Annotated in this window: 20 protein-coding genes and 1 pseudogene; 5 read left to right on the top strand and 16 right to left on the bottom strand. The window is 59.9% G+C overall.

The genetic code is table 11. The features are described from left to right. The first annotated feature begins 97 nt into the window (after window positions 1–97). A complete protein-coding gene (locus B3H65_RS06525) occupies window positions 98–739 on the top strand; it encodes a hypothetical protein (RefSeq protein WP_286684606.1) in 642 nt (213 codons plus the stop codon). A gap of 169 nt (window positions 740–908) precedes the next feature. Here the strand turns inward: B3H65_RS06525 and B3H65_RS06520 are convergent, their stop codons facing one another. Then, window positions 909–2,639 carry an alpha,alpha-phosphotrehalase gene (locus B3H65_RS06520; RefSeq protein ID WP_286684605.1) on the bottom strand — a complete coding sequence of 577 codons (1,731 nt, stop codon included), beginning with the start codon at window positions 2,637–2,639 and terminating at the stop codon, window positions 909–911. A gap of 56 nt (window positions 2,640–2,695) precedes the next feature. After that, window positions 2,696–4,534 (bottom strand): PTS trehalose transporter subunit IIBC, encoded by a 1,839-nt coding sequence (gene treB, locus B3H65_RS06515; RefSeq protein ID WP_286684753.1) that lies wholly within the window; start codon window positions 4,532–4,534, stop codon window positions 2,696–2,698. Between the two features lie 170 nt (window positions 4,535–4,704). On the opposite strand from treB, the gene treR reads away from it, so the two are divergent. Next, a complete protein-coding gene (gene treR, locus B3H65_RS06510) occupies window positions 4,705–5,427 on the top strand; it encodes a trehalose operon repressor (protein WP_286684604.1) in 723 nt (240 codons plus the stop codon). A 487-nt stretch (window positions 5,428–5,914) separates the two neighbouring features. Here the strand turns inward: treR and aspS are convergent, their stop codons facing one another. Together aspS and B3H65_RS06500 are read right to left on the bottom strand one after the other, a co-directional pair. Beyond that, window positions 5,915–7,687, bottom strand: a complete 1,773-nt coding sequence (gene aspS, locus B3H65_RS06505; protein ID WP_009140748.1) for an aspartate--tRNA ligase — start codon at window positions 7,685–7,687, stop codon at window positions 5,915–5,917. A gap of 218 nt (window positions 7,688–7,905) precedes the next feature. Further along, window positions 7,906–8,070, bottom strand: a complete 165-nt coding sequence (locus B3H65_RS06500) for a hypothetical protein (protein WP_286684603.1) — start codon at window positions 8,068–8,070, stop codon at window positions 7,906–7,908. A gap of 218 nt (window positions 8,071–8,288) precedes the next feature. Here B3H65_RS06500 and B3H65_RS06495 point away from each other — a divergent pair, with 218 nt between their 5' ends. Further along, window positions 8,289–8,528: a hypothetical protein gene (locus B3H65_RS06495; protein WP_286684602.1), complete on the top strand. Its 240-nt coding sequence runs from the start codon at window positions 8,289–8,291 to the stop codon at window positions 8,526–8,528. 54 nt (window positions 8,529–8,582) lie between these two features. On the opposite strand, the pseudogene B3H65_RS10495 reads toward B3H65_RS06495, so the two are convergent. The 5 genes and pseudogenes from B3H65_RS10495 to B3H65_RS10490 all read right to left on the bottom strand — a co-directional run. Next, window positions 8,583–8,711 (bottom strand): annotated as a pseudogene (locus tag B3H65_RS10495) (MerR family DNA-binding transcriptional regulator); the annotation flags it as partial. A gap of 242 nt (window positions 8,712–8,953) precedes the next feature. Beyond that, entirely contained in the window at window positions 8,954–9,526 is a 573-nt protein-coding gene (locus B3H65_RS06490) for a UbiX family flavin prenyltransferase (RefSeq protein WP_009140750.1), read from the bottom strand. Window positions 9,527–9,672: 146 nt separating this feature from the next. Continuing rightward, complete coding sequence (locus tag B3H65_RS06485; protein WP_009140751.1) at window positions 9,673–10,419, bottom strand: DUF554 domain-containing protein; 747 nt, start codon at window positions 10,417–10,419, stop codon at window positions 9,673–9,675. Between the two features lie 93 nt (window positions 10,420–10,512). Next, window positions 10,513–11,994 (bottom strand): UbiD family decarboxylase, encoded by a 1,482-nt coding sequence (locus B3H65_RS06480; protein ID WP_286684601.1) that lies wholly within the window; start codon window positions 11,992–11,994, stop codon window positions 10,513–10,515. Between the two features lie 169 nt (window positions 11,995–12,163). Further along, window positions 12,164–12,556: a hypothetical protein gene (locus B3H65_RS10490; RefSeq protein ID WP_414630711.1), complete on the bottom strand. Its 393-nt coding sequence runs from the start codon at window positions 12,554–12,556 to the stop codon at window positions 12,164–12,166. On the opposite strand from B3H65_RS10490, the gene B3H65_RS06475 reads away from it, so the two are divergent. After that, a complete protein-coding gene (locus B3H65_RS06475) occupies window positions 12,443–13,012 on the top strand; it encodes a TraX family protein (protein WP_286684600.1) in 570 nt (189 codons plus the stop codon). The two genes, B3H65_RS10490 and B3H65_RS06475, sit on opposite strands and share 114 nt — an antisense overlap. A gap of 101 nt (window positions 13,013–13,113) precedes the next feature. Here the strand turns inward: B3H65_RS06475 and B3H65_RS06470 are convergent, their stop codons facing one another. From B3H65_RS06470 to hisS, 3 genes are all read right to left on the bottom strand, one after another. Further along, window positions 13,114–14,271, bottom strand: a complete 1,158-nt coding sequence (locus tag B3H65_RS06470) for an ATP-binding protein (protein WP_286684599.1) — start codon at window positions 14,269–14,271, stop codon at window positions 13,114–13,116. 331 nt (window positions 14,272–14,602) lie between these two features. Further along, the gene (locus tag B3H65_RS06465; RefSeq protein WP_349675990.1) at window positions 14,603–17,341 is read right to left on the bottom strand and encodes a phosphoenolpyruvate carboxylase; all 2,739 of its coding nucleotides are present in this window, start codon (window positions 17,339–17,341) and stop codon (window positions 14,603–14,605) included. A 316-nt stretch (window positions 17,342–17,657) separates the two neighbouring features. Then, window positions 17,658–18,971: a histidine--tRNA ligase gene (gene hisS, locus B3H65_RS06460; protein ID WP_286684597.1), complete on the bottom strand. Its 1,314-nt coding sequence runs from the start codon at window positions 18,969–18,971 to the stop codon at window positions 17,658–17,660. A 228-nt stretch (window positions 18,972–19,199) separates the two neighbouring features. Between hisS and B3H65_RS06455 the strand changes: the two genes are divergently transcribed. Beyond that, a complete protein-coding gene (locus tag B3H65_RS06455; RefSeq protein ID WP_286684596.1) occupies window positions 19,200–20,276 on the top strand; it encodes a threonine aldolase family protein in 1,077 nt (358 codons plus the stop codon). A 457-nt stretch (window positions 20,277–20,733) separates the two neighbouring features. Here the strand turns inward: B3H65_RS06455 and B3H65_RS06450 are convergent, their stop codons facing one another. From B3H65_RS06450 to B3H65_RS06435, 4 genes are all read right to left on the bottom strand, one after another. Further along, complete coding sequence (locus B3H65_RS06450; RefSeq protein ID WP_286684595.1) at window positions 20,734–21,354, bottom strand: flavodoxin family protein; 621 nt, start codon at window positions 21,352–21,354, stop codon at window positions 20,734–20,736. 50 nt (window positions 21,355–21,404) lie between these two features. Continuing rightward, window positions 21,405–22,211, bottom strand: a complete 807-nt coding sequence (locus B3H65_RS06445; protein WP_286684594.1) for a 4Fe-4S binding protein — start codon at window positions 22,209–22,211, stop codon at window positions 21,405–21,407. A 38-nt stretch (window positions 22,212–22,249) separates the two neighbouring features. Further along, a complete protein-coding gene (locus tag B3H65_RS06440) occupies window positions 22,250–23,020 on the bottom strand; it encodes a glucose-6-phosphate isomerase family protein (protein WP_286684593.1) in 771 nt (256 codons plus the stop codon). Window positions 23,021–23,170: 150 nt separating this feature from the next. Beyond that, complete coding sequence (locus B3H65_RS06435) at window positions 23,171–24,391, bottom strand: DMT family transporter (protein ID WP_278561800.1); 1,221 nt, start codon at window positions 24,389–24,391, stop codon at window positions 23,171–23,173. Window positions 24,392–24,955: the final 564 nt, after the last annotated feature.

Raw genomic sequence — 24,955 nt, 5'->3', positions numbered from 1 at the left:
TTGATCTTGCCCCTCTTAATGTTCGCTTAAAGGTAGCGCATGCACGCGATTCCCCACATACAATGAGGGCGAACCCCGCTAAAGAAGGAGGAGCCCCATGAAACGCACGCGTGCCGCACTCACTGCAACCGCCGGCCTTGTCGCAGCCCTCGCGCTTTCCGGCTGCGGCCTCTCCGACATCAGTCCCACCATAAGCGGTCTCGCCGGCAACTCCGTGCAAGACGCCCTGGATTCCGCCAGCTCCGCCCTTGATCAGGCAAACCAAGCGCTCTTGGCCGCCGCGGGCGATTTGGACGAAAGCCTAGGGGAACTCGCCGACACGCTACGCAACATATCCGACGTACCCGGGCTTCTCTCATCGCTCTTCAACGATCACGAGCTCATGAACAGCTCTTCTCGTCTGGAGCTTGTCGATACCCAGACCCAAGAGGTCGTCTCGTCCATCGACAGCGCCACCGAACTCGCGAAGCTTGGCGACTCCCTCGCCGGACTGGATGTTGCGTCCTGGAAGCTCATCTCGTCGGTGCCAGATGACTGCGTGGCGGACCGCTCGCTGCGCTTCTACACCAATCCCACCGAGACCTTGCTTGGATCCAGCACCAGCCAAGACACCGAATCGCTCGACATCACGCTATACGGCGATACCGACTACATCACTATGCATATCCCCGCCATGGATCTCACGCTCGACTTTGAGCTGCCGCAGCAAGACATCGATACCCTGGGGTCCCTCTTGTAGCAAATCGCCGCGCATTCGGCGAGTGCCAAGCCACTCGGTACCGCGTCAACTAAAACCAGCAAAGCGGACCCCGCGCAAAGCGAGGCCCGCTTTTTCAAAGCTTCCCCATATCAAGCGCTTCAAGCAACATCGGCAAGCGCCAAACGCCAAGTCCGCAGATGCCGCCTCGCTAGCACGCGATAAGTAACGCCTCATAGGGACGAAGAGCAAGCGCGCCGTCCGCCAGCTTGCCTACGCCGCCATGCGTACTCAGCAGGACGTCGCCGCATGCGGCGATACCCAAACTGTCCGCATCGACCGTGCAACCTTCGCTATCAAACGAGCAAATCGCCACCACGCGCTCGCTACCAAGCACGCGCTCGAACGCGATAACCTTAGGCGCCTCGGAGCCGGTGTCCAAAAAGTGCACCGTGCCGTCCGCGAGAACCCGCGAACCCTTGCGCAGGGCGATAAGCTCGCGATAGAACTCGTACATAGAGCCCTTGGCGCCCACCTCGTCCTCAGCATTGATGCGCACATGGTTCGCGGGCACGGCCAGCCACGGGGTCCCGCAGGTGAAGCCCGCGTTCTCACCTGCGGTCCATTGCATGGGCGTGCGGCCGTTATCGCGCGAGCGCACCTGGATCGCACGCAGCGCCTCCTCTTGGGACGATCCGCCCTCCAGCAAAATACGGTAGTTGTTGTGGCTCTCCACGTCATCGAATTGCTCGATCGAGGTGTAATCCGCATTAGTCATGCCCAGCTCTTCGCCTTGGAAAATATAGGGCGCACCCCGCATGGCGAACGAGCAAATGGCGAGCATCTTGCCCACGTGCTCCCACGATCCCCCGCGCTCCCCCTCAAGGCCGGTGCCGCCAAAGCGGGTGATGGCGCGCGGCTGGTCGTGGTTGCACCAGAACAAGGCGTTGCAGCCGCCGCCTGCCTGCATGCCCTCCTGCCACTCGCTCAGCACGCGGCGTAGCTGGACGATGTCGGGGTCCATGAGCTTCCATTTACTACCATCCTTATAGTCCACCTTAAGATGATGGAAACTGAAGGACATGCCCAGCTCGTGCTCATCCGGGTTGGTATAGCGGATGCAGTTTTCAAGACCGGTCGAAGCCATCTCGCCCACGGTGACCATACCATCGATCCCGGAGCGCTCAACCAGCTCTTTAAGGTACTCGTGCACATGCGGGCCATCCGCCACCAAGGCGCGGCAGGCGCTACCATCACCGGGGACGTCCTCGATAACCTCGGGCTTTGAAATTAGGTTGATCACATCGAAGCGAAAACCGGTTACGCCGCGCTCCTTCCAGAAGCGCACCACGCCCGCCATCTCGTCGCGAACGTCGGGGTTGGTCCAGTCAACATCGGGCTGAGAAGAGTCATGCATATGCAGATACCACTTGCCCAGGCGCGGCTCCCACTCCCAAGCGCTGCCTCCAAAGACGCACTGCCAGTTGGTGGGCGGCTCGCCGGGGTCCCCCGGCCCCATGGAGCCCTTTCCATCGCGCAGTATGTAGTAGCGCTGATAGCGCTCTTCCCCCGCCAGCGCACGCTGGAACCATTCATGTTGATTGGAGGTGTGGCACAACACCATATCAAGCATGATGCCCATGCCGCGCTCGCGGGCAGCAGCAACAAGCTCGTCAAAATCCTCCATGGTTCCGTACCGTGAATCGACGGAGCAATAGTCCGACACGTCATAGCCGTTGTCGCGCTGTGGCGAGGGGTAGAACGGCGTGAGCCACAAATAGTCGACGCCAAGGTTTGCCAGATAGTCGAGCTTGGAGGTGATGCCGGGCAGATCGCCCAGGCCATCGCCATCGCTATCGCAGAAGCTCTTCACGTAGATCTCGTACACAACGCTATTCTTATTATTCGACTGAGCGGTCATCGTATTCACTTTCTCGTCCATGTCTTTGTCCTTATGAGCAGCAAGGTGAAGCAAGCAGATCCGGCATAGCGGCTCGGCTACTCGCAGCGCGCGATCGCGGTCTCGCCCGCCACTGCGTCCTGGCCGGTCATGAGTCGCAGGTCCTTCGCGCTGCCCATGGCGCTCACCACCACCGCGGTCGCAGCGGGATGACCCGCGGCGGCGATCTTTTCGGGGTCGAAGGCGAGCAGAACATCGCCCACCTTGACATGATCGCCCTGGGAGACGTGGCAGGTAAAGCCATCGCCCTTCATATCGACTGTGTCGACGCCCACATGGATGAGCAGCTCCATGCCGTTTGCGAGCGTCAGCCCCACGGCATGGTTGGATGCGGGCATGGTGACGCTTACGGTAGCGTCCGCAGGAGCCACCACGCAGGTGCCGGTGGGCTCGATCATGACGCCGTCGCCCATACATTTGCTAGAGAAGACGGGGTCGGGCATCTGTTCGATGGGTTTGACCGTGCCGGAGAGCGGGGCGAGCAAGTCGTACGCCTCGGTGGCGACGGCGGCGTTGGGGTGGGCAGCGGGTACAGGTGATGCGGACGAGGAGAAAGCGTCGGCGGCAGCGGCAACGGGTGCAGCGTCGGCGGGTGCGGCGGCAGCAGCGTCGCGGCCAACCAACTCGACCTTGGTGAGCTTCTTTTTACCCGCAACAAAGGTCAAGGCAAAGGGCACCACGATGGCGACGACCATGCAGAGCGCGAACGCGATCCGGCACTCGAACTTGATGGACAGGATACCGGGCAGACCGCCAACGCCAATGGACAGCGCCTGGACGCCCAGACCGGTGCAGAGCATGGCGGCGCACGCGGAACCGATCATGCCGCAAACCAGCGGGAAGCGGTACTTAAGGTTGACGCCAAAGAGCGCGGGTTCGGTAACGCCCAGATAGCAGGAGATGCATGCGGGCACGTTGACCTGCTGGGCGCGTTCGTTTTTCTTCTGCAGCACGGACATGGCGAGCACGGCGGAGCCCTGGGCGATGTTTGACAAGGCGATCATGGGCCACAAGATGGTATAACCCATCACGTTCACCATCTGGGTGTCGATGGCGTTGGTCATGTGATGCAGGCCGGTCATGACAACGGGTGCATACAGGGCGCCAAAGACCGCGGCGAACAGGATGCGGACTTCAGAGGTAAGACCCCAGTTCACGGCCTCGGCGATGGCGTTGCCAATGGTCCAGCCAATGGGTCCCACCAGCGTGTGGGCGATGATGACCGAGGGCACCAGCGAGCAGAACGGCACCACGATCATGCTTACAACCTCGGGCGTGACCTTGGTGAAGAACTTCTCAAGCCCCACCAACACAAAAGCTGCCAGCAACGCAGCGATGACCTGACCCTGGTAGCCAATCATCTGAACCTGGGCGAACCCGAAGTCCCACACGGGAATATCCGCCGCGGGCGTGCCCGCTACCGCAAAGCCGTTGAGAAGCTGGCCGGATACCAGCGTAAGTCCAAGAACGATGCCCAGGATCTGCGTGGTTCCCATCTTCTTGGTCACCGACCAGCAGATGCCCACCGGCAGCATGTGGAACACCGCCTCGCCGATGAGCCACAAGAAATTGTAGACGCCCATCCAGAACGTCGAGATATCCGCGATGGACATCACGCCGCCCTCAAGGTTGAAGGCACCCGTCGCATCAAAGAAGTTGACCTCACCAATGATGTTGCGGAAACCCAGGATAAGACCGCCGGAAATCAGCGCGGGGATAAGCGGGGCGAAGATCTCGCCCAGGACGCCCATGGCGCGCTGCAGCGGATTCTGGTTGCTACCCGCCGCCTGCTTAGCCGCCTCCTTGGAAACGCCACCAGCGGCAGCAGCGCCTGAGCATCTTGCATGTACTTGCCCATACCGTCGTCCTCCCCTTATTCTCTCGAAGCGCTATCTTATTCGAATAAGTTGATTGTAGTTTTGCACAACTCATGCGAATGAGTTAGATAAGACGGTATACGGTAGGAAATCGCACGCAAACGGTAGTGCGCACAAATCTTATTCGTATAAGATGGATAAAACGACCAGCGACCAAAGGCGGAGGCATCGTGAAAGCGCGCTATGACGAGATTTACCATGACATACGACGCAACATAGAGGCGGGGACCTACGTCTACCAGTCCTTCCTCCCCTCCGAAGCGATCCTCACCGGCATGTACGCCTGCTCCCACTCCACCGTGCGCCGCGCTATCGCCGTGCTGCGCGACAACGGCTACGTCCAGCCGGTCCACGGCAAGGGCGTGCGCGTAACCTATCGCGAGCCGGAGCGCGAATCATTCTCCGTGGGCGGCATCGAGTCTTTTGACGAGGCCCGTCGTCGCAGCGGCTTTTCGAGCACCACGCGCGTGGTGGCTTTCGAGCACATGCAAGCAACCCAAGCCATCGCGGACCAAACAGGCTTCGCCCCCGGCGACGAACTCTTCGCCATCGAACGCGTCCGCATCATCGATGGCGAGGCGCTCATTTTGGACCGCAACTTCTTCCTTGCCAGCGCGGCGGAGGGCCTCACGCCGCAAATAGCGGAAGCCTCTATCTACAACTATCTAGAAAACACGCTGGGCATCACCATCGCCATGAGCAAGCGCGAAATCACCGGTGAACGCGCGACCGATCGAGACCGCGAGCTCCTTGATCTGGACGATGTCGACTACCTCGCCGTGGTCAAAAGCCAGACCTTTGACGCACAGGGAACCATGATCGAGTACACGCAGTCGCGCCATCGCCTGGACCACTTCTGCTTCCGCAGCACCGCGGTACGCCAAGGCGTGTAGAGACACGGCGGGGTATGCAAATCCGTCAACGCACACATTGCAAATCCATCAGTTATTATCATGCAATTCCGTCAGTCTTCTTTGTGCAAAACCGTCGGCCCTATTCGTGTAAATCCGTCAGCGATTGAGAAAAAATAGGTGTCAAAAAACACGTTAGTGCGAAGGTTTGGCACTCGCCTCCCGGTCCCGGTCGCCCCTCAGCTCCGAACACCAGGATTTCCACCGCATCCCCTAAGACGCCAACGGGCGCCCGCCCTTCATTCGATGAAAGCAGCAAAAAGGCCCAGAACGGCTGCCATCTTGCAAACCATTCTGGGCCTTTTGTTAGGTCTCGTCGATTCCAAGCTCAAGGCAAGGAACGCGGGATGCCTGAGAAAGCGAGACAAGGCTTTGCGAGGTACCCGAGATTGCCACGAAAGGCAGGGCATAGGCCTTAGGGCCATGCCCGCAGACTTGAGCGGCAAGGTCGGGCACCTCGCGAAGCTGACTACTCCATGCGGAGGCCGACTTCCTTCAGCTGGCGCGCGGAGACGGCGCTGGGAGCGTCGGACATGAGGTCGGAGCCGGAGCTGGTCTTGGGGAACGCCATGACCTCGCGGATGGAGTCGCAGCCGGCAAGCAGCATGCAAACGCGGTCGAGGCCGAGCGCGAAACCGCCCATGGGGGGCGCACCGAACTCGAGGGCGTCCATCAGGAAGCCAAACTGCTCGCGAGCGCCCTCCTCGGTGAAGCCAAGCATCTCGAGCATAGCGAGCTGCATCTGCGCGTTGTGGATACGCATGCCGCCGCCACCGGCCTCGTAGCCGTCCATGACAAAGTCGTAGGTGCAAGAGCCCGCGGCCAGCGGGTTCGCCTTGATGGCCTCGAGGTCATCCGTATCAGGCAGGGTGAAGGGCTGATGCTCGGCGGCGTACGCCTTGCGGTCCTCGTCCCAATGGAACAGTGGGAAGTTGACCACCCACAAAAAGTCGTGGCCCTCGCGGGGAACATCCAGGGCGTCGGCCATGTGGCAGCGCATGCCGCCCAGGATCTCGTCGGCGCCAAGGCGATCGGCGACGGCGAACATGACCAGGTCGCCGGGCTGAGCGTCCATCTCGGCGCGCAGGGCGGCCATCTCCTCGTCCGTAAAGAACTTCACGATGGGGCTGTTGATGGAGCCGTCCTCGCGGAAGGCGATCCAAGCCAGGCCCTTGGCGCCAAACTCGGCGGCGACGCCGGCGAGCTTGTCGATCTTGGCGCGCGGCCAGGTGCCGGCACCCTTGGCGTTGAGCGCCTTGACGTACTGGCCATCGGTATTGGCAGCGCCGGCGAAGAGCTTGAAGGAAGAATTGGTAAAGATGTCCGTCACGTCATGGAGTTCCATGCCGTAGCGGGTATCGGGTTTGTCGGTGCCATAGGTGTCCATGGCGTCCCAGTACTGCATGCGACGCAGCGGGCAGGGCAGCTCGACGCCCATCTTGGCGAAGGCGTCGCGGAGCACATCCTCTAGAGCGCTCATGACATCGTCCTGCTCGACAAAGCTCATCTCGATGTCCACCTGGGTGAACTCGGGCTGGCGGTCGGCGCGCAGATCCTCGTCACGGAAGCACTTGGCAACCTGGTAGTAGCGCTCCACGCCGCCGATCATAAGAAGCTGCTTGAGCAGCTGCGGGCTCTGGGGCAGCGCGTAGAAGTGGCCGGGCTGGATGCGGCTGGGGACCAGGAAGTCGCGAGCGCCCTCGGGCGTGGACTTGAACAGCGACGGGGTCTCGACCTCCATGAAGGCGCGCTTGTGCAGGGCCTCGCGGATGGCGAAGGTGAAGTCGGAGCGCATCTGGAGGTTGGCCATCATCTTGGGGCGACGGATATCCAGGTAGCGATAGCGCAGGCGGATGTCCTCACCAGCCTCGATGTGATCCTCGATCTGGAAGGGCGGGGTCTTGGAAGTGTTGAGCACCTCGATATGAGAGACCAGCACCTCGATCTCGCCCGTAGCGAGCTTAGCGTTGGACTGGCCCTCGGGGCGCTCGCGCACCACGCCGGTAACCTTGATGGGCCACTCGGAACGGATGGTCTCAGCGGCGTGGAACGCGGTGCCGCCGGAATGCTCGGGGTCGAAGGAGATCTGCGTAACGCCCTCGCGGTCGCGCAGGTCGACGAAGATCAGGCCGCCGTGGTCGCGGCGACGCCACACCCAACCGGTGAGGGTCACCTCCTGGCCAATGTGCTCGAGACGAAGCTCGTTGCACGTATGCGTGTGCATAGAATGGATTTGGGTCATAAGAACCTCCTCATCCGTGCCACCCCGTGTCGTTACGGGCGGCTTGCTGTACAGATGGCCCCGCCTGCGTAGACCGCGCAACGAGGCTGCTCGCAAACGACTCGGACCGACCGGTCGCGTGCGGCAGGTCAATAGGATAACGGATGTGCGGCGCGGCGGCCAAAAGAACCGGCGCATCCACCCGCTCTTAACAGGGATGTGACATTACCTTCAGCGCTCTACAACGCCACGGGGGCCTGCAAGCAGCAGAAATCCACGCGATGCTCCTCGTTATAACTGACGGTATCCATGAGGCAAAGGTCGCATACGTCGTCCAGCACGCGAAGCCCATGGCTCTTGGCGTGCCCAATAAACTCCCTGGCGCCTTGCGGATCATAGGGCATACCCCACCTGCTGCAGCATAGATAAATCCCTTCTGGCAGCAGACGAACACCGCTAAACGCCTATGGATCAACGCCAGCGGGAAGAATGGCGACGGTCCCCGCCCCCGCAAGGGGGTCATCGCCTTCAAGCTCATCGTAACGCAGCATGGCCCCCATCCCCTAAACGGAGACGCGCCGCCCTCGTCGCGCATGCGCGCAAGCAGCCTCATAAGCGTGGTATGGAGCACGCGTCTATCGATGGCGCCATCGTCAAACTGCTCAAACACAACATAACGGTCGGGATAATGACGAAGATGCGGCACGCCCAAGCGCTCTTTCCAATAGAGCACCTCTTCGTAGAAACACAGCCGCTCGTGCGCGCCGTCGCGCTTTGCCCGGAGACGATCGATTTCCCCATCAAGGCGTTCGACTTGATGGGCGAGGCAGCTTACCAGGCTACCCGGGTCCGGTCGCCTTAGTACCTCTTTAATCTCCTTGAGCTCTAGGCCCAAATCTCTCATAAGGCATATGAGGCGCAAAAACGGAATCTGCGTCGGCTCGTACAGACGATATCCCTCTTCATTTACATGTGCCGGGGCAAATAGGCCAATGCGGTCATAATAGATAAGCGTTTGACGAGTAAGACCGAACATCGCCGCCATCTCGCTTATGGAATACGCATTTCCCTTCACGTGGTCACCCCTTAAAACCGCGCAGAGCCCCCGGCGTACACCAGGGACTCTATTGTAGACAAGGACGTGGAGACGCGGCAAACGCGTTTTGCAGCATGCTCAGCCACGTGCAAAAGGCTATATGGGCTGCCGACATGACACGCGGCATCGACCCCGATACCCGGCAGCGCCAAACATCTGCCTCTTCCAGCGAATACCGGTACCGGCCACCGTTAACTCCAACGCTGAAAACCCTCGGGCTCAATACCGAAAGCGTCCAATGCCTTGCACGCGACATGATGCACCATCTGGTCCACAGTCTGCGCGCCGTTGTAGAACGTGAGCAACGGCGGTAAAAGCACCACCCCGGGAATGCGGACAAGGCGCTGCATATTATCGACGTGGATGGAATTGAACGGCGTTTCGCGCACCATAAGCACCAACGGACGGCGCTCTTTCATGGTTACATCTGCCGCACGAAGCAGCAGGTTTTCCGAATACCCGCTTGCAACTCCCGCCAGCGTTTTCATGGAGCACGGAGAAACAATCATGCCAGCGGTTTTGAAGGTTCCGCTTGCAATCGCGGCTCCGATGTTACGGTTGTTGTAAACCACGTCCGCATGCGAGCAAAACCCATCGACGCCAATAGACAGCTCTTGCTCGATGGTCAGCTCCGCGCCGCGGGTGAGCACTAGATGGCTCTCAACCCCCGCCGCCCGCAATCCATCAAGAACCGCAAGGCCCAATGCCGCACCGCTTGCCCCAGAGACGCCAACGACGATGCGCCTCGACCCTGAATTATCCATCTATGCCTCCCGCCTCTAAGCCATCGCGCCAAATCAGATTGGCAACCATGCCCTTCGCAAAACAAGCTGGGACAATTAGCAAGGCGTGACACCGAGCGGGACCTTACCCAATACTCCCGAGTACACCCCGCGTCCAAAGTTGCCCCTTATCCGATCAGCGGCAAAATAAGATCTGCAAACATCCAGCTAAAGGGCATGATAAGCACCATGGCGGGCAGCATGTTCGCAATGGGAAAACACTTGATCCCGCAAATTCTAAAGCCGGTGCAAAGCATGAGAACACCGCCGCACGCGCGGAAGTCCCCCATCATGACCTCATTGGTGAGCGGCATGATGACGCCGGCAAGCACAAATAGCACCGCCATGATAACCGCCTGGGGAATACCGATCAGCGGGGTCATGAAGCCCAGATCCGCAGCGAAGATGGCGGCGGTGAAGAAGTCAAGGATCGCCTTGGAAATAAGAATCGACTGGTCCCCGTTAAGGCCGGACTGCAGCGCGCCAAAGATGCCGGTACCCGAAGCGCAGAACAAAACCACCGCGGCGATGTAGCGGCTCATCCACTCGTCCTCGCTCATGTCACCCGAGGGCTCGCTTCTAACCAAAGCGGACACAGGGCCCTGCAGCTTGGCGGCAACGCCCGAGATGCCGCTTTCGAGGTGGACCAGATGGCCCACGGCGGTCCCCACGATAATCGCGAGCATGAGCGCCGGCAGCGTCTGCAGCTTAACGATATAAGAAATGCCCATGGTCATGGAGCAGGCACCGAAGATGAGATTAAGGGTGGTGCGCAGATCCTTGGGCAGCTTGGGCCCAAGCAAGGCGCCCGCGATGCCGCCGAGAATAACGGCGGAAACGTTGATGATAATGCCCGAAGGGAAGTAAGCTGGCATAGCAATTCCATTCTGTTCGAGAATAAAAAGGCGTGGGCACCGCGGATGCAAGGTACTGCGATTGCGCGCCCACGCCCTTACAACGTAATACTGCTAGTCGATAAACCCGGGCACCCAATGGGAGGGGTCAACGTCTTTGAACTTAGAACGCTGGAAGCGGTGCTTTTGATCGTAGGGTACGGTACAGTCAAAAATGGTCTTGCACGCAATGCCGTGGTCACGAATTGACGGGTCGCACGTGGGATCATTTGACGGGTCAAGCGGATGGCAGCGCACCCCAGGAATGGTGATGCAGTCCACATCGCCCTGAAAACGGGTGTTCATTGCCCAGATGACATCGTTCATATCAAAGGGATCAACGTCCTCATCAACCAAGAACACGTGCTTGAGCTCAGGGAATGCCGAGAACGCAAGGAGCGCCGCCTGACGCTGACGGCCCTCATCGGAGGGAACCGTCTTCTTGAACTGAATAACCGCCATGAACTTGCCGCCACCAGGGGTAGCCGCGTAAACGTTTTGCACGCGACCAGGCATGGCGCGGTCAACCATGGATAGAATCGACGCCTCGGTGGGAATACCCGCCATGGACACGTGTTCCTCGGATGGACCGATTACCGTCTGCATGATGGGATTGGTGCGGGTTGTGACGCACTTAACCTTTATGACCGGAACCTGCTTGGGCGCAACGCCGGTATAGCCAGGGAACTCGGGCATTGCCTTGCCGGTACCGGAGTTTTGATCCTCCTCAACATAGGTGTTGGGCAACAGCTCGCCCTCGATAACGTACTCGGCGTTGGCGATGCAATACTCGTCGATTGTCTTGCATCGGGCCAGCTTGACCGGCTCCTTACGGATTGCGCCCGCAACGGAGAGCTCATCGTAGCCAATAGGCGTGGTGGGCGGCTCAAAACATGCACCGATCTCGATAGCCGGGTCCACGCCAATAGAAATCGAGATGGGGAGCGGCTTGCCCAGCGCCTCGGCCTTCTCGCGGAAGGCACCCAGGTGACGGGCGCCCGGGGTGAAGAACATGGAGATGGTATCCGGGCCTTGCAGGCACAGGCGGTGAATAGTTACGTCGTGTTCACCGGTCTCGACGTCATGGGCGTAGCACATGCCCATCGTGATGTAGGGGCCGGCGTCCTCCTCGGTATTGGTGGGAGCGGGCACCAGCTTGCGCACGTCGAAGCCCGGATCGTCCGCCATGTATACAACTTCCTGGCAGGCCGCCACCTCTCCCTCAGCGATAACCTGCGGAGCGATGGGGTTCGCAACGGAGTCATTGAGCATGAAGCCCAATCGCTTAGGGTCGCAATCGAGCAGGTAACCCACGCGGCGACGACTGGCGAGCAAGCCGATCGCCACGCGTGCGCCTGGATGGCCCTTCACGTTGTTGAATACCATCGCGGGCCCCTCTTTAGTGGGACGAGATACCGTACCACCGGCGCCGATATGGCGGTATACACCGGAAAGCTCCGCCATAGGATCCACTTCAACATCGGTTTCGATAAGCTGACCGTCAATGCCCTTGAGCAGCTCAAGAGCGCTACGCAGATCGTTGACCTTATTCGCCATTGTTCCTCCAACTCGGCCTCATGCTACCCGACCATGCAGACAAACCCTGCAATACGTTGCGCATCACCTACGCAAGGATCTGGCAGCTCGTTATCCCAAGCTTGGACCGTGTAGCGACTATACAGTCAAGGTAGTTTTTCCAAATAAGGCAGAAGGTGCGCACGCTCCGTCACCGCTGCCCCATCTCCCTAAACGCCCGCTCCCCACAGTCAACCAAGCGGTCAATAAGAGTTCGCACAGACCCCATCATGAAACGCAGGTCTTTTTCCGTTGCGCGCTCAACATGCAGCCCCACGCTCGCAGCGCAGGGAACCCTAAAACGGGTCGCCAACGCCGCGGCGATATCGTGAGCGGGAATTTCATCTCTATGACAGGGGACACAAAGGAGACTCACCGTCGCCGTTCTACCTGTCTCCGGTCTTGGAATGGCCTGCGCGGTCGCCCCTAGGTGAGCATAATTCGGCGACACCGCCGTAACGGTGATGCCCCGCGGCATCACTACCATTTGAGCAACAATGCTATATGGACCATCGTCCACCCGCACCTCGTCCACCAACACCATCGCGTACCTCCGATACGCCGAGTCCGCTTCTCATGCCATTCATTGTGGTCCGTATTGCAACTATACGGTCAAGCCGGCAAACGCGCGGTTCACGTTGTCGCAGCGGTTGCTCTTGCATGCTTATCGCTGCCATGCGAGGGCGGCATATACCTGCTCCCCGTTCTTGCCTGTTTCCATTTCTTCCACAACCGCCGTGGCATCGCATGCTTGGGTGTCACGATATGGTGCGCAATCCTATTTGCCAACGCATACCTTGGCTGGAGCTATGGTGCCACGGGGATTTCACTCTTCAACACCCTATGTTTCGATAGCGAATGGATGATGGTCGCGGTCGTTCCCCTGGTACTGCTCTACAACGACGCACGCAGCCTCAACACAACCGCCGCAAAGAATCTCTTTTACTGGTTCTACCCCATACATCTGTGGATTCTCATGGCGGTCGCCCGCATGATGTAGCACCCCGCCATAACACCTGCGGCAATAGTTTTCGTCATATCAAATCAAAAAGTCCAAGCGTCCCCCAGAATACGAAGCCCATGCCCCATAGCATCAACCCGCTATCCAAGCAGCCATTCACCGTACGTGACAACTGCTGCAGCCGATGATTTAAAACCATGCTCTACCCTTGAGACAACATACCGATTCGCCACGGGAATACCCAGCTCATCCCCCACGGTTTGAAGATGACGTGCGTGCGCATCGTGGTACGTTTGCCCCGACTTCACCTCAACGAGCTTTTTTTCATGCGCATCGGTAAAATCCAAGAGGTCAACCTCGACTTTTCGGTCATCGCGATAGAAATACAGTTCTGGCCGAACGCCGCGATTGAGGTGTCTTTTTTGAGTCTCCGACACAATAAAGTTCTCGCAAATCGCACCGAAATACTCACTGGACACAAGCTGTTCAGCGCTAGAAATGCCCAGTAAGTAGCATAAAAGCCCCGTATCATGGAAATAGATCTTGGGACTCTTGGTAAGTCGCTTGCCAGCATTTCGATAATACGGTTGCAGCGTAAATGTAATGTAGCTCGCGTCAAGCATGGACAGCCAAGCCTTTGCAGTGCGCGCATCGATATCCGCATCGCGCGCGAGGCTCGAATAGTTCACAAGGTTTCCGGCACTAAGAGCGCATAGTCGAACAAATCTCCTAAATGCAGTTAGATTCCTTACGTCAAGGTACTCGGCTACATCTCTTTCAACATATGTATCAAGATAGCTGGAGAAAAACATCGAGGCGGGCATCCCCGTGCTCAATAGGCGCGGATAACCGCCCGTGAACATAAAGCTCTCGGGGCTGCACGCCGGGTTATAATCACGGCACTCTTCATACGAAACAGAAAGCAATTTGAGCAAGCCGACCCTTCCCGCCAGCGACTGGCCGATGCGCTTAGTGAGCAGAAAGTTCTGCGAACCCGATAAGATATATTGCCCCGCCTCACCACGCTCGTCCGACACTACCTGAATAACTGAAAACAACTCGGGAGCATATTGCGCCTCATCGATGATTAGTTTTGACGGACGAGTTCGAATGAACCCCACAGGATCTTCCAATGCCTCGCGGCGCAGCTGCGGGTCTTCAAGATTGGCATAAGCGTAAGCATCAAAAACACTCTTGACCAGTGTCGACTTGCCGCTCTGACGAGGACCGGTTACCGAAAGGACTGGAAACCACTGCGCTTGCGCCCGCATCTGATCCGCCATGATTCGATTAATCATACGTATCCTCACCAGTGCCTTTCTCCAGGATCATGCATTAGTTATTTCCATAATATTACATTAGAGAGTTCCAGAATTCGACATTAGGCTATTTTACGGCCTCCCGACGCTCCGCCTTGTCAGACCGCAATGCGACAAAAACGACGCTTCTCCCTCTGACGCGCATGCTCATGCCCCACTCCCATCACCCAACTCGATGCCCATATCGTTCATCGGCATTGCAAACAAAAAGAGCCCGGACGCCTCTAAAGGCACCCGGGCTCGATTGCGCAAGCGTACAATTTGACGTTCAAGTCGCACGTGATCCACATGCGGACGAGGGACGAGGGTATTACCCCGTGTTCTGGAGACCTGCGGAGACACCGGTCACGGTGGCGAGGATCAGGCTCATGTACTCGGCCTTAGCCTCCTCGGACAGCTCGTCCTGGTTCATGCGGACCTCGCGCAGAGCGCGGACCTGCGCCAGCGACAGGGCGTCGACAAACGGATTGCGCACGCGAACGGCACGACCCAGCACGCGGCGCTTCTCAAGCGGCCAGGTGCTGCCGGTGATGGCGAGCGTCCACTTGCGGGTGAGCTGCATCTCCTCGAACACCTTGGTCGCCAAGTCGTCGCGATCGCCCAAGGCTAGGTACATCTTGGCGATGCGGAAATCGGTCTTGGCGATGGACATCTCGATGTTGTCGATAAACGTGCTGAAGAGGGGCCACTCGGCATACGCCTGCTGCAGCAGCTCCAGGTCGCCCAGGGCCTCGCATGCGCTGCCCAGACCGTACCACGCGGCCAGGTTGATGCGCGCCTGGCTCCAGGAGAAGACCCAGGGGATGGTGCGCAGATCGTCCAGAGACTTGGCGCCCAGACCGCGCTTGGCCGGACGGCTGCCAATGGGTAGCAGGCCAACCTCGGTCAGCGGGGTCACGGTAGAGAACCACGGGGTGAAGTCCGGGGTGTTCAGCAAATCCAGATAGGTGTTGTGCGCCACATCGTTCAGACGCGCCGCCATATCGGCGAAGCGCTCGGTAGTCTGGGTGTTGGTGCGCTCCACGGACGGCGCGGAGTTGAGCAGCGTGGCCGCCGCGACGCTCTCCACGTGGCGCTGCGCCAGCGCCGGGTTGCCGTAGCGAGCGAAGATAACCTCGCCCTGCTCGGTTGGCTTGAAGAAGCAGTTGACCGAACCCGCGGGCTGAGCCAGGACGGCGCGGTTGGCAGGACCGCCGCCACGACCCACGGCGCCGCCGCGACCGTGCATCAGCACCAGGTCGATGTCATTGCGCTCCGCCCATGCGGCGATGCGGGCCTGCGCGGAATGCAGGGCCAGCGTAGCCGTGGTGGGACCGGCGTCTTTGGACGAGTCAGAGTAGCCCAGCATGACCTCAAGGCGGCGACCGCTCTGCTCCAGACGGCGCTGGACCGCGGGGATCGCAAGCATGTCGTCCAGAACATCCACGCAGTTCTCAAGGTCTTCAAGCTGCTCGAACAGCGGGATAACGTCCACAACGGGCACGTCCTCCGGATGGGCGAAGGCCAGCTGCGCCAGCTCGTAGACGTCGGCGACGTTCTGCGCGCTCTTGGTGAACGAGATGATGTAGCGACGGGCGGCCTTGATGCCAAAGCGCTTCTGGATGCTGCCCAGCGCGCGGAAGGTATCGAGCACCTCGCGGGTCATAGGGGCGAGCTCGCCATGGATTCCGTGCTCGCGGATATCGTCCAGAGCCCGGGTATGGACCACGGAATGCTGGCGGAACTCAGTCTCGACCATATGGAAGCCAAAGGTCTCCGTCTGCCAGATGATGGTCTGCACCGGCCCGTATGCCGCGCGGACCGCACCGGACGCGGCGAGAGAGCGCTGGACCACGCGCAGATCGCCCAAGAACTCCTCGGCGCTGTTATACATGGTGTCCGCGTTGCGGGCAACGGTGGCATCCAAGCGCGCGGCCATGACCAGCATGACGGCGCGATGGGGCTCTGACGCAGAGATGGTCATGGCGCGATCGGTGAGGACCTCGCTCATCTCCACCTGATGGTTCCACAGGTTGAGCAGCTCATCGGTGGGCTTGGTGTACTTGGCCTCAAGGGTGAGGTTGCGGCCCACGCGGCGGCACTTGTTGGCAAGGGTGGACACCATGTGCGTAGCGAATTTGGCGGCAACCTGACGGCTCACCTTGGCGGTAACGTTGGGGTTGCCGTCGCGGTCGGTGCCAATCCAGCTACCCGGATGGAAGAATGCGGGGCACACGGGCGGCACCGTGCCCGCCTTGTCGCCCAAGATCCAGTCATCGAAACGACGGTAGACCATGGGGATGGTGTCGAACAGCGTGTTGTCGAAGATGTCGATGATTGTGTCGGCTTCCTCTACCGGCGTGGGCTTCTTGGGCGCCACGGGCGAGGTACGAAGCAGCGCGTCGATCTCCTGCAGAAGATGACGCTCGTTCTCCATAAGGTCGGAACCGCCCAAGCGCGGGCGCTCCGCCAGCAAACGGGAGATGCGGCGGATCTTGCCCTCGACCGCCTTGCGACGGGCCTCGGTGGGATGCGCCGTGAAGACGGGATGGAACTCGAGGCGGGCCAGCAGCTCATTGGCCTTGTCCTCGCCCACCTCATCGATCATCTGGCGGTAGGCGACGGTGAGTTCGTTGACCGGGTCGACCGCGGAATCGATGGACACGCGGCTCTCGCGCTTGCGCAGGGTCTCGACGCGGTAGTTTTCCTCGGAGAGGTTCGCCAGATGGAAGAACGTGGTGAAGGCACGGACGATGATCTGGGCGCGGTCGAGAGACAGCGAGTCGATCAGCTCGATGGCATCGCGGAACGCATCGGCGGTGGCGCTCTGAGTGGTAGGGATGCCCTGCTCGTTAGTGGGGTCGCCCGCCGCCTCCTCGCCGGGGTTTCCCTCGTTGGCGGCGATGACGCTGGCAAGCAGCTTATCGAAGATGTTGCAGATGTCCTCGTCATACTCGCGCAGGACCTTGCGCTCCAGGCGTACGAACAGCGCCAGGTGGTCGCGGAGCTCGGAGGGGATGTTGATCTCGCCCAAAGCTTCCACGGCGGCGCGCGCCTCATCGATGTCGATGCGACTTACCCTTACGGGCGCCTGGGTTTCTAGATGTTCTGCCACGGTGCCTCCCCTTCCATCATTGGGAACGTGACTAACAAAACAAAGGTTGGACAATGCCGAAACGATTATATGCCCGCATTGGTTTACAGAGACGACGCTTTAGTTAGCAAAAGCAATCTTTAACGTTTCTCTAAAATCGGCGGACGAGTTGCTTTGTCCGGCAGACGGCCGATAAAAACAGTAACCGCATGCCGCTTTCGCCGCAAGCCGTTGAAGGCAAAAACAAGAACCGGCCGCGGGCGCATGGCTCGCAGCCGGAATCGGGATGCAGTTACAGGCGGCCCAAAAGCTCGTCCACAAGCTCCGCGCGGGCGACCAGCTTCTCCTCGCCTGTGCCCATATCGCGCAGGCGAACGTTGCCGGAGGCGAGCTCGTCCCCGCCAATGACCACCATATATGCGGCGCCAACCTTATCTGCCTGCTTGAACTGGCTCTTCAGCGAGCGGCCCTGGTAGTCGCACTCGGTACGGATGCCGGCGGAGCGCAGCAGGTTGGCAAGGGAGAACACCTCGCCGCGCAGCTCGGCGCCGGCGTTAGCCACGTAGGCGCAGCGCTCGACGTCATCGGCCATCTCTCCGCCAAACGCCTCCAGGGCGAGCATGGCGCGCTCGAAACCCACGGCAAAGCCGACGCCCGGCGTGGGCTTGCCGCCCTCCAGCTCGACCAAGCCGTCGTAGCGGCCGCCGCCGCCAATGGAGCCGACGCCCGCGCCAGGCGCCTCCACCTCGAAGACGGTGCGGGTGTAGTAGTCGAGGCCGCGCACCAGCGTGGGGTCCTCGATGTAGGCGATGCCGGCCTCGTCCAGATACTGCTTGACCTTGGCATAATGGTCTCGGCAATCGTCACACAGGTGCTCGGGCATGAGCGGGGCGTCCGCCATGACCTGGTGGCAGTGCTCGTTTTTGCAATCAAAGGCGCGCAGCGGGTTGAGCTCGGCGCGCTCGCGGCACTCGTCGCACATCTCGTCCGCATGGTCCAGGATGAACTGGCGCACCTTATCGCGATAGGCGGGGCGGCATGCAGGGTCGCCCATGGAGTTGATCAGCAGGCGCAGCTTAGAGAGGTCGAAGCCCAGGCGCTCGTAGAAGCGCATGAGCATGATGATGCACTCGGCGTCCGCCGCCGGGTCCGGAGCGCCCAGCCACTCGATGCCCACCTGGTGGAACTGGCGCAGGCGTCCCTTCTGCGGGCGCTCGCCGCGGAACATCGCCTCTGCGTAGTACAGCTTCACGGGAGCGGCGCCCTGCGGCACCAGGTTGTTCTCGACCACCGCGCGCACCACGCCGGCCGTACCCTCGGGACGAAGCGCCAGGCGCTGCTTGGCCTTGAGCTTGGCATCGGTACCCTCCTGTAGCACGCGCTCGAAGTTGGCGCCGGAAAAGACGCGGAACATCTCCTTGCGGACCACGTCGGTGGACTGGCCGATTCCGTGGACAAAGACGTCCAACTGCTCGATCGCCGGAGTCTCGACGGCCTCGAAACCAAAGGGGCCAAATACCTCCGCCGCCACGTCCTGCATCTTCTGCCATGCGCGCATGTCGCGCCCGATAAGGTCCTTGGTGCCCTCAGCCCTCTGTGCCTGCATGCGACCATCCTTCCTTGCAGCTTGCTGCCAACTATCTCTTCGCCCAAGATATGGTTAACGGACGAGTATTTCCAACTGCACCATTATATGTGCTTGCCAAGGCCCGTTGCCCTGCCTGCGGTATCATACGCTCCAATACTACACGACCCCGCCGCAGCCATAGCAAGCCGCCAGATTTAACTCGCGCCTACGTCTCTGCGAGCGGGTCCGTTTTACAAGGGAGAAGCAATGCGTCAGTTCAGGAACGATTACAGCGAGGGTGCCGCGCCGGAGATTCTCGACGCGCTGGTCCGCACCAATGCCCAGCAGATGCCAGGGTACGGCGAGGATGAATTCTGCGCCGCCGCGGCCGACCTCATCCGCGCCGCCTGCGACCAGCCGGATGCCTTTGTTAAGTTCATCCCCGGCGGCACCGCGGCAAACATCCTTGCCATTTCTGCGCTTACGGACGAGTTCGAGGGGCCCGTTCTCGCTGCAGATGCGCACCCCACCATCCACGAGACGGGCGCTGTCGAAGGCACCGGACGCCGCCTGCTGGCCACCCGCGACCCCTTTGGCATCCTCACCCCGCAGGGGGCCGAGCGCGTCTGGCGCGACATGACCTCTGGCGGCTGCCACACCACCCGCCCGGGCATGATTTATTTCTCTAACACCACCGAGTTTGGCCACGCATATACCCAAGCGGAGTTTGACGCGCTGTGCGACTGGGCGCAATCGCACGGCCTTGCCGTCTACGTCGACGGCGCCCGCATGGCCAGCGCCCTCACCTCGCCGGGCTGCGATCTCACCCTTGAGCACCTTGCCGCACGCGCCGACGCCTTCACCCTGGGCGGTACCAAGGCGGGCATGCTGTTTGGCGAGGCCCTGGTGGTAAACCCACGCAGCGACCGCGCGAAACGCGCTATCGACCGCATCCCCTACCTCACTAAGCGCGCCGGCCTTCTCAACGCCAAAGGCCGCCTGATGGGCGTGCAATACCAGGCCGCCTTCTCCGCTCCCACCGACGGCGGCACCATGGACGCCCCTTACTGGCGCTACGCAGACCAGTCCAACGCCTGCGCCGCCGCCCTCGCAAGCGGCTTGCAGGACGCTGGCTTCGAGCTCTACCTCGACGTCACCGGCAACCAGCAGTTCGTCTGGGCCACGCGCGAGCAGGCTGCACGTTTCGCCAAGGCTTGCGGCGCCGAAACCATGGTTGCCGAAGATCCTACCGGCGCCGATCGCGTGGTAGTGCGCTTTGTCACCAGCTGGGCAACCACTTTGGACGATTGCGAGGAGCTCATCGAGTTTGCACGCACGCTGTAGCGTCTTTTCGACCGAGCCCGGCTGTCTTTCTATCGCCCCGGATACCCTTTTGGCATTAGAGGGCCCTTAAAGCATGCGGCATTCCTTGGACCAAGGGGGCAGATCGCTTCTTTGGTCCTTTTTCACCTTGCAGAGCGCGCCTTTCGCCCGCCCGAATCGACACATTTTCGAGGTTGTGGCGGATAATTGCATTGAAAGTGGCTGCCCGCTTTATATACATTGCAAGTAGCAATTATTTACCTGCGATTTTGTTGGCGTTTAGCGGCAGCTACTCGGCACATTTTATAATCGATGCAATTATCCTTCACTTTTGCACGGGCAGCACGCCTATGCCTCACGCAAGGTCATAATAATGCCCCGTAATATCGCGGGATGCACTGAGGCACAACCGCGCCACATGCACCCCACGCTATAAACGGGGCCTTCATACCGGATATCAAACGCCAGGAAACAGGCACTAACGAATAAAGTTGGTCTTGGCGCTGTGCACGCGGCCGGGATATGCAGCACCGGCCTTCTCGCCCGCCTTGATGCAGCTGATCAGCCACGCCATATTGAGACCCAGCTGCTGCATGGTAGCCAGGCCCTCCTCGTCCCTCATCGCCTCTTCCGGCGTGTTACCGTGGATCTGGTTCCAGTAATAGGACGAGACAATGGGCATGCCCGTGATGGTGAAATACTTGTTAAGCTGGTCAAATGCCGCGCTAGCACCGCCGCGGCGGCAGCTTACAACGCTGGCGCCCACCTTGCCGGACCAATCGACCGCACCCGTATAGAACAAGCGGTGCATGGCCGATGTCACCTGACCCGATGCGGCGGCGTAGTGGACCGGCGAGCCGATCACGATACCGTCAGCCTCGTTTGCGAGCGGGATCAGTTCGTTAACCACGTCATCGTGGACACAGCGCCCCGTCTTACGGCACGCGTTGCACGCCATGCAGCCCGCCAGAGGCTTTGAGCCCAACCACACTATCTGCGCGTCGACGCCGCCCTCGGCAAGACCCTTCGCCACGTACTCCAGCGCCAGGTTGGTGCACCCCTGCCTATGCGGGCTTCCGTTAATAAGCAATGCCTTCATGGTTGCCTCCCAAATCTTATTGCATACTCTTCGCTCTGCAGCAGCCAGCACTACAGCAAGTAGGACTTTTGCCGTTTTGCGCACTTGACCGCAAACGCCTTGCGCGCGGCGCCCAGCGCCAGGCCGCCGCCAATCTCACGCGCCCCGCGCGGACACACGTCGATGCAGCGCATGCAGGATATGCACGCATCCGCATCGGTCTTGGTGGGGTCCTCTGCATCGATTGCGCAAACCGGGCACTGGACCACGCAGGTTCCGCAACGCACGCAGAGTTCCTCGTCCGTCCTTGGCTTGAACGGAACGCCACCAAACTCCCTATAGGGACGGCCACCCGGCACGCTCCCCAACCGTGCATCCCTCGCGCAAGCGGCATGAGCGAGTTTGGACGAGACCTGGCGCGCAAGCTCGTCCACCACGGAGAGGTCATCTTGATCGGGCCTACCCTGCGCAACGTTAGTCATAAGCGAATGATGCGCGACCACGGCAGCACCGCCCACGGGCACCATCCCTTTGGACTCAAGCGTGTCTGCCAGCTCGATAAACGTATCGTCCACCGCGCGGTTGCCGTACGTCACCAACATGATGGCGGGGGTGCCTACATGCCCAAGCTTGCTCAATCGCGACGCCACGGGAGCGGGAACGCGCCCGCCGTACGAGGGCACCGCAACAACCACCAGTTCGTTCGCACCGATGGCCGGCACGGCGGACGCCGCAGGCGTGATATCGTCCACCTCGACCTCGACGGGCATCCCAAGTTGATTAGATGCCTTGGCGAACGATTCACAAAAGCGGCGAGCAACCGCCGTGGTTGTTCCCGCACCGCTAAAGACCAGGGCATGTACGCGTTTTATCTCCACGCTTATCTCCAATTCTCGCAGCGGCAAAGTTTGCCGCGTCACGCCCTTTTCCACACGTCTTGCGCGATCTGCGGATTAGAGACAAAGAAGAACTTGTCCGGATCGTTGCAAAACTGGCTATAGATCGGCACGCCCGCTTCAATACCCAGCTCGGGGTACTCGCGCGCCCCACATTCGCAAAACACCGAAGACAGATAGCGCGCGTTGGTCTTCCAGTACAAGCAGCCATCGCGAAGCACGGGGAAATAGGCGATGCCCCCGTGCTCGCGCACGTTTTGGTACTCAAAGCCGTAATCGCGCACGCACCAGGCGCCAAAGATCATGTTGCTATCAGGCTTGGCGTTGATTGTTGCGTGGACCCAACCCGGGGGAACCACCACCACGTCTCCCGCCTTGGCATGGACTGCAATGCAACGACCTGCATCATCTCCGGAGAACTGCTGCATGTAGATGCACGCCTCTCCATCCCATATCTCATAGACCTCGCACGTGGAATCGTTGCACGAGGGAAAGACGGCGTGGATGTGCCCCTGGGAACGAACGGGCTCCTCGCCCATGCTCCCGCTCGAATACCAGACAACGCCAAACAGCAGATTGCGCTCGACGATCATATCGCGGTCCGTCTCGCGCCCAACATCCATCGCTATGCTGTACAGCACCTCCGGGCCGCTGCAAGCGGGGTCTTCAAGAGATGGACGAATATCGTCCAAAAGCCGCAGCTCTGACTTGGGACCATATACTCCTTTGCCGTATGCGAACTCATGGGTGGCGCTATCGAACGAGATATCGAACCCGGGATAGTAGTCCATATGCGATCCTTTCGAGTCTGGCTTGCGCCGCGCAACTTATCGCGCCGCCGCCTACCCAAGAAAAAAGAGCCTCGGCGCCACCGAAGCTCTTCAATAATAGTTCTTTCATAGCGATAATGCGAAGCCGCAACCCCGCCCACTCGTCCACCGCTACGCGCGCGCCTTCTTGCGATCAGGCAAAAACTTCGCCAAGAAGCTGAAATGCGTCTCTGACAGCACGATGGACAAGAAGATAAGGACAAAGCCCAAAACCAGCTTCGCCGTAAGGACCTCGCCCGCCATGATAACGGAAAACAGCACGCCAAACGGGCTCTCAAGGCTAAGGAGCAGCGAGCCGGTCGCGGGCGGCACGTGGCTCAAGGCCTGGTTCTGCAGCAGCAGACCCACCGTGGTGCACATGACCGCCAAAAACGCCAGCTGCCCCACGACCGTGGGCGTCCAGGCCTCGGCGGGAACGCGGGGCTCCGCCACAAAGGAGGTGATCAGCGAAAAGAGGCCCACAAACAGGAACATCCAACTGGTAAGAACGCTCACGTCGCGCGTGCGGCCAATGTGCCCAACAACCGCCATATCCAAGGCAAAGAACACGGCGCCAACCAACGTAAGCAGGTCGCCCATTTGAATCGAGAAGTTGTCCAACGCTACAAAACCAACGCCCACCAGGCACAGGACCGCTGAGCTGACGTGCCATTTTGTGATGCGCTCACGGAACAGGATAAACGCGATAAAGGGGACGAGGATACAGTACGTACCGGTCAAAAAGGCGTTCTTGCCCGGCGTGGTATCGACCAGGCCCAGCGTCTGGGTGCCATATGCCGACCATATGACGCAGCCCATCATAAAGCCCAGCCCCACGTACTCAAAGTTGAGGTGAGCGCGAATCCTCTTATGGAAGAGAACGAACATGATGGCCGCGCTGGGAAGAAATCGCGATGCCAAAAGAGTGAAAGTAGGAATGGTGTCCAGCACGGTCTTCATGGTGAGGAACGAGTATCCCCAGATAAGCGCCATGGACACCAACATGAGCTTCCAGAACAACGGGGAGCGCGCACCCGCACCGCGCAGGGCGCCCGGCCCGCGGTCCTCCGGTGCGACCTCGACGCCGTCACCGTCGCCAAACAAGTCGCGCTCGGGCTCTTTCGCCATGGCAGCAGCAGCGCTACCCGGCTGCGCGCCGTCCTTCTTCTCGTCAATCATCGTCTTCAACGATCTCCACGCCTCGCCTTCTCCCTCGTAGCGCACACCGGACCTGCACGCGCATGCGTACTTCCAGGTCCCTCCCTTATGCGCCTTCTTCATCGCGCGCACATCTTCGATAGTGCGCACCGAACAAATGTCGTCTTCTACACGCCCGCGAATGTCGTCGGCCATATCCGGCTCCCCCCCGCGCACCCCGAGCGTGGTGTCCGCACTCGCGCGCATGCGCGGGTGCCACTCGGCAACATCATGAAACGCCGGCCCCCCGGCATTCAAAAAACTGTACCATACGCCTAATGCCCAGCTCAACGCACCACGCTAAAGCGTCAGCGGCGGGTTTGTTTATCTTTTTGCCAGCTTTTCTCATCCTGACGGCCCTTCTAGCTGATAGCGCGAATCAAAAGACGCTTAAACATGAAAGCCGGCAAGATAACCCTGCGCCAAGCTCGCATATATCGCATATATTGCATATATTGCACGTGAACGTTTTGTATGAAGTGGCACAATATAACCATTAAGGGGTAGAATTAAATTAATACCAGCGGAACCCGTTCTAGATTAACTGTACGCGGGCGACGCAAGGTGTTCTATCTTAAGGGCTCGGCTGCGATCCGAGCCCTTACTTTTGCCTTTCGTCTTCCGCGATGTGCTTACGTCGATTCCATCGCTCGAACAGCTCCAAGAGCAGCCTTGCGATGCTTGAAAGCGCCCCAAGGGCGCGAACGACTTGCAGGATTG

Source organism: Collinsella sp. UBA1693, from assembly GCF_002320115.1.
GTDB lineage: Bacteria > Actinomycetota > Coriobacteriia > Coriobacteriales > Coriobacteriaceae > Collinsella > Collinsella tanakaei.
Note: the sequence above shows the minus strand (reverse complement) of the source record. Positions and strands in the feature narration are given on the sequence as shown.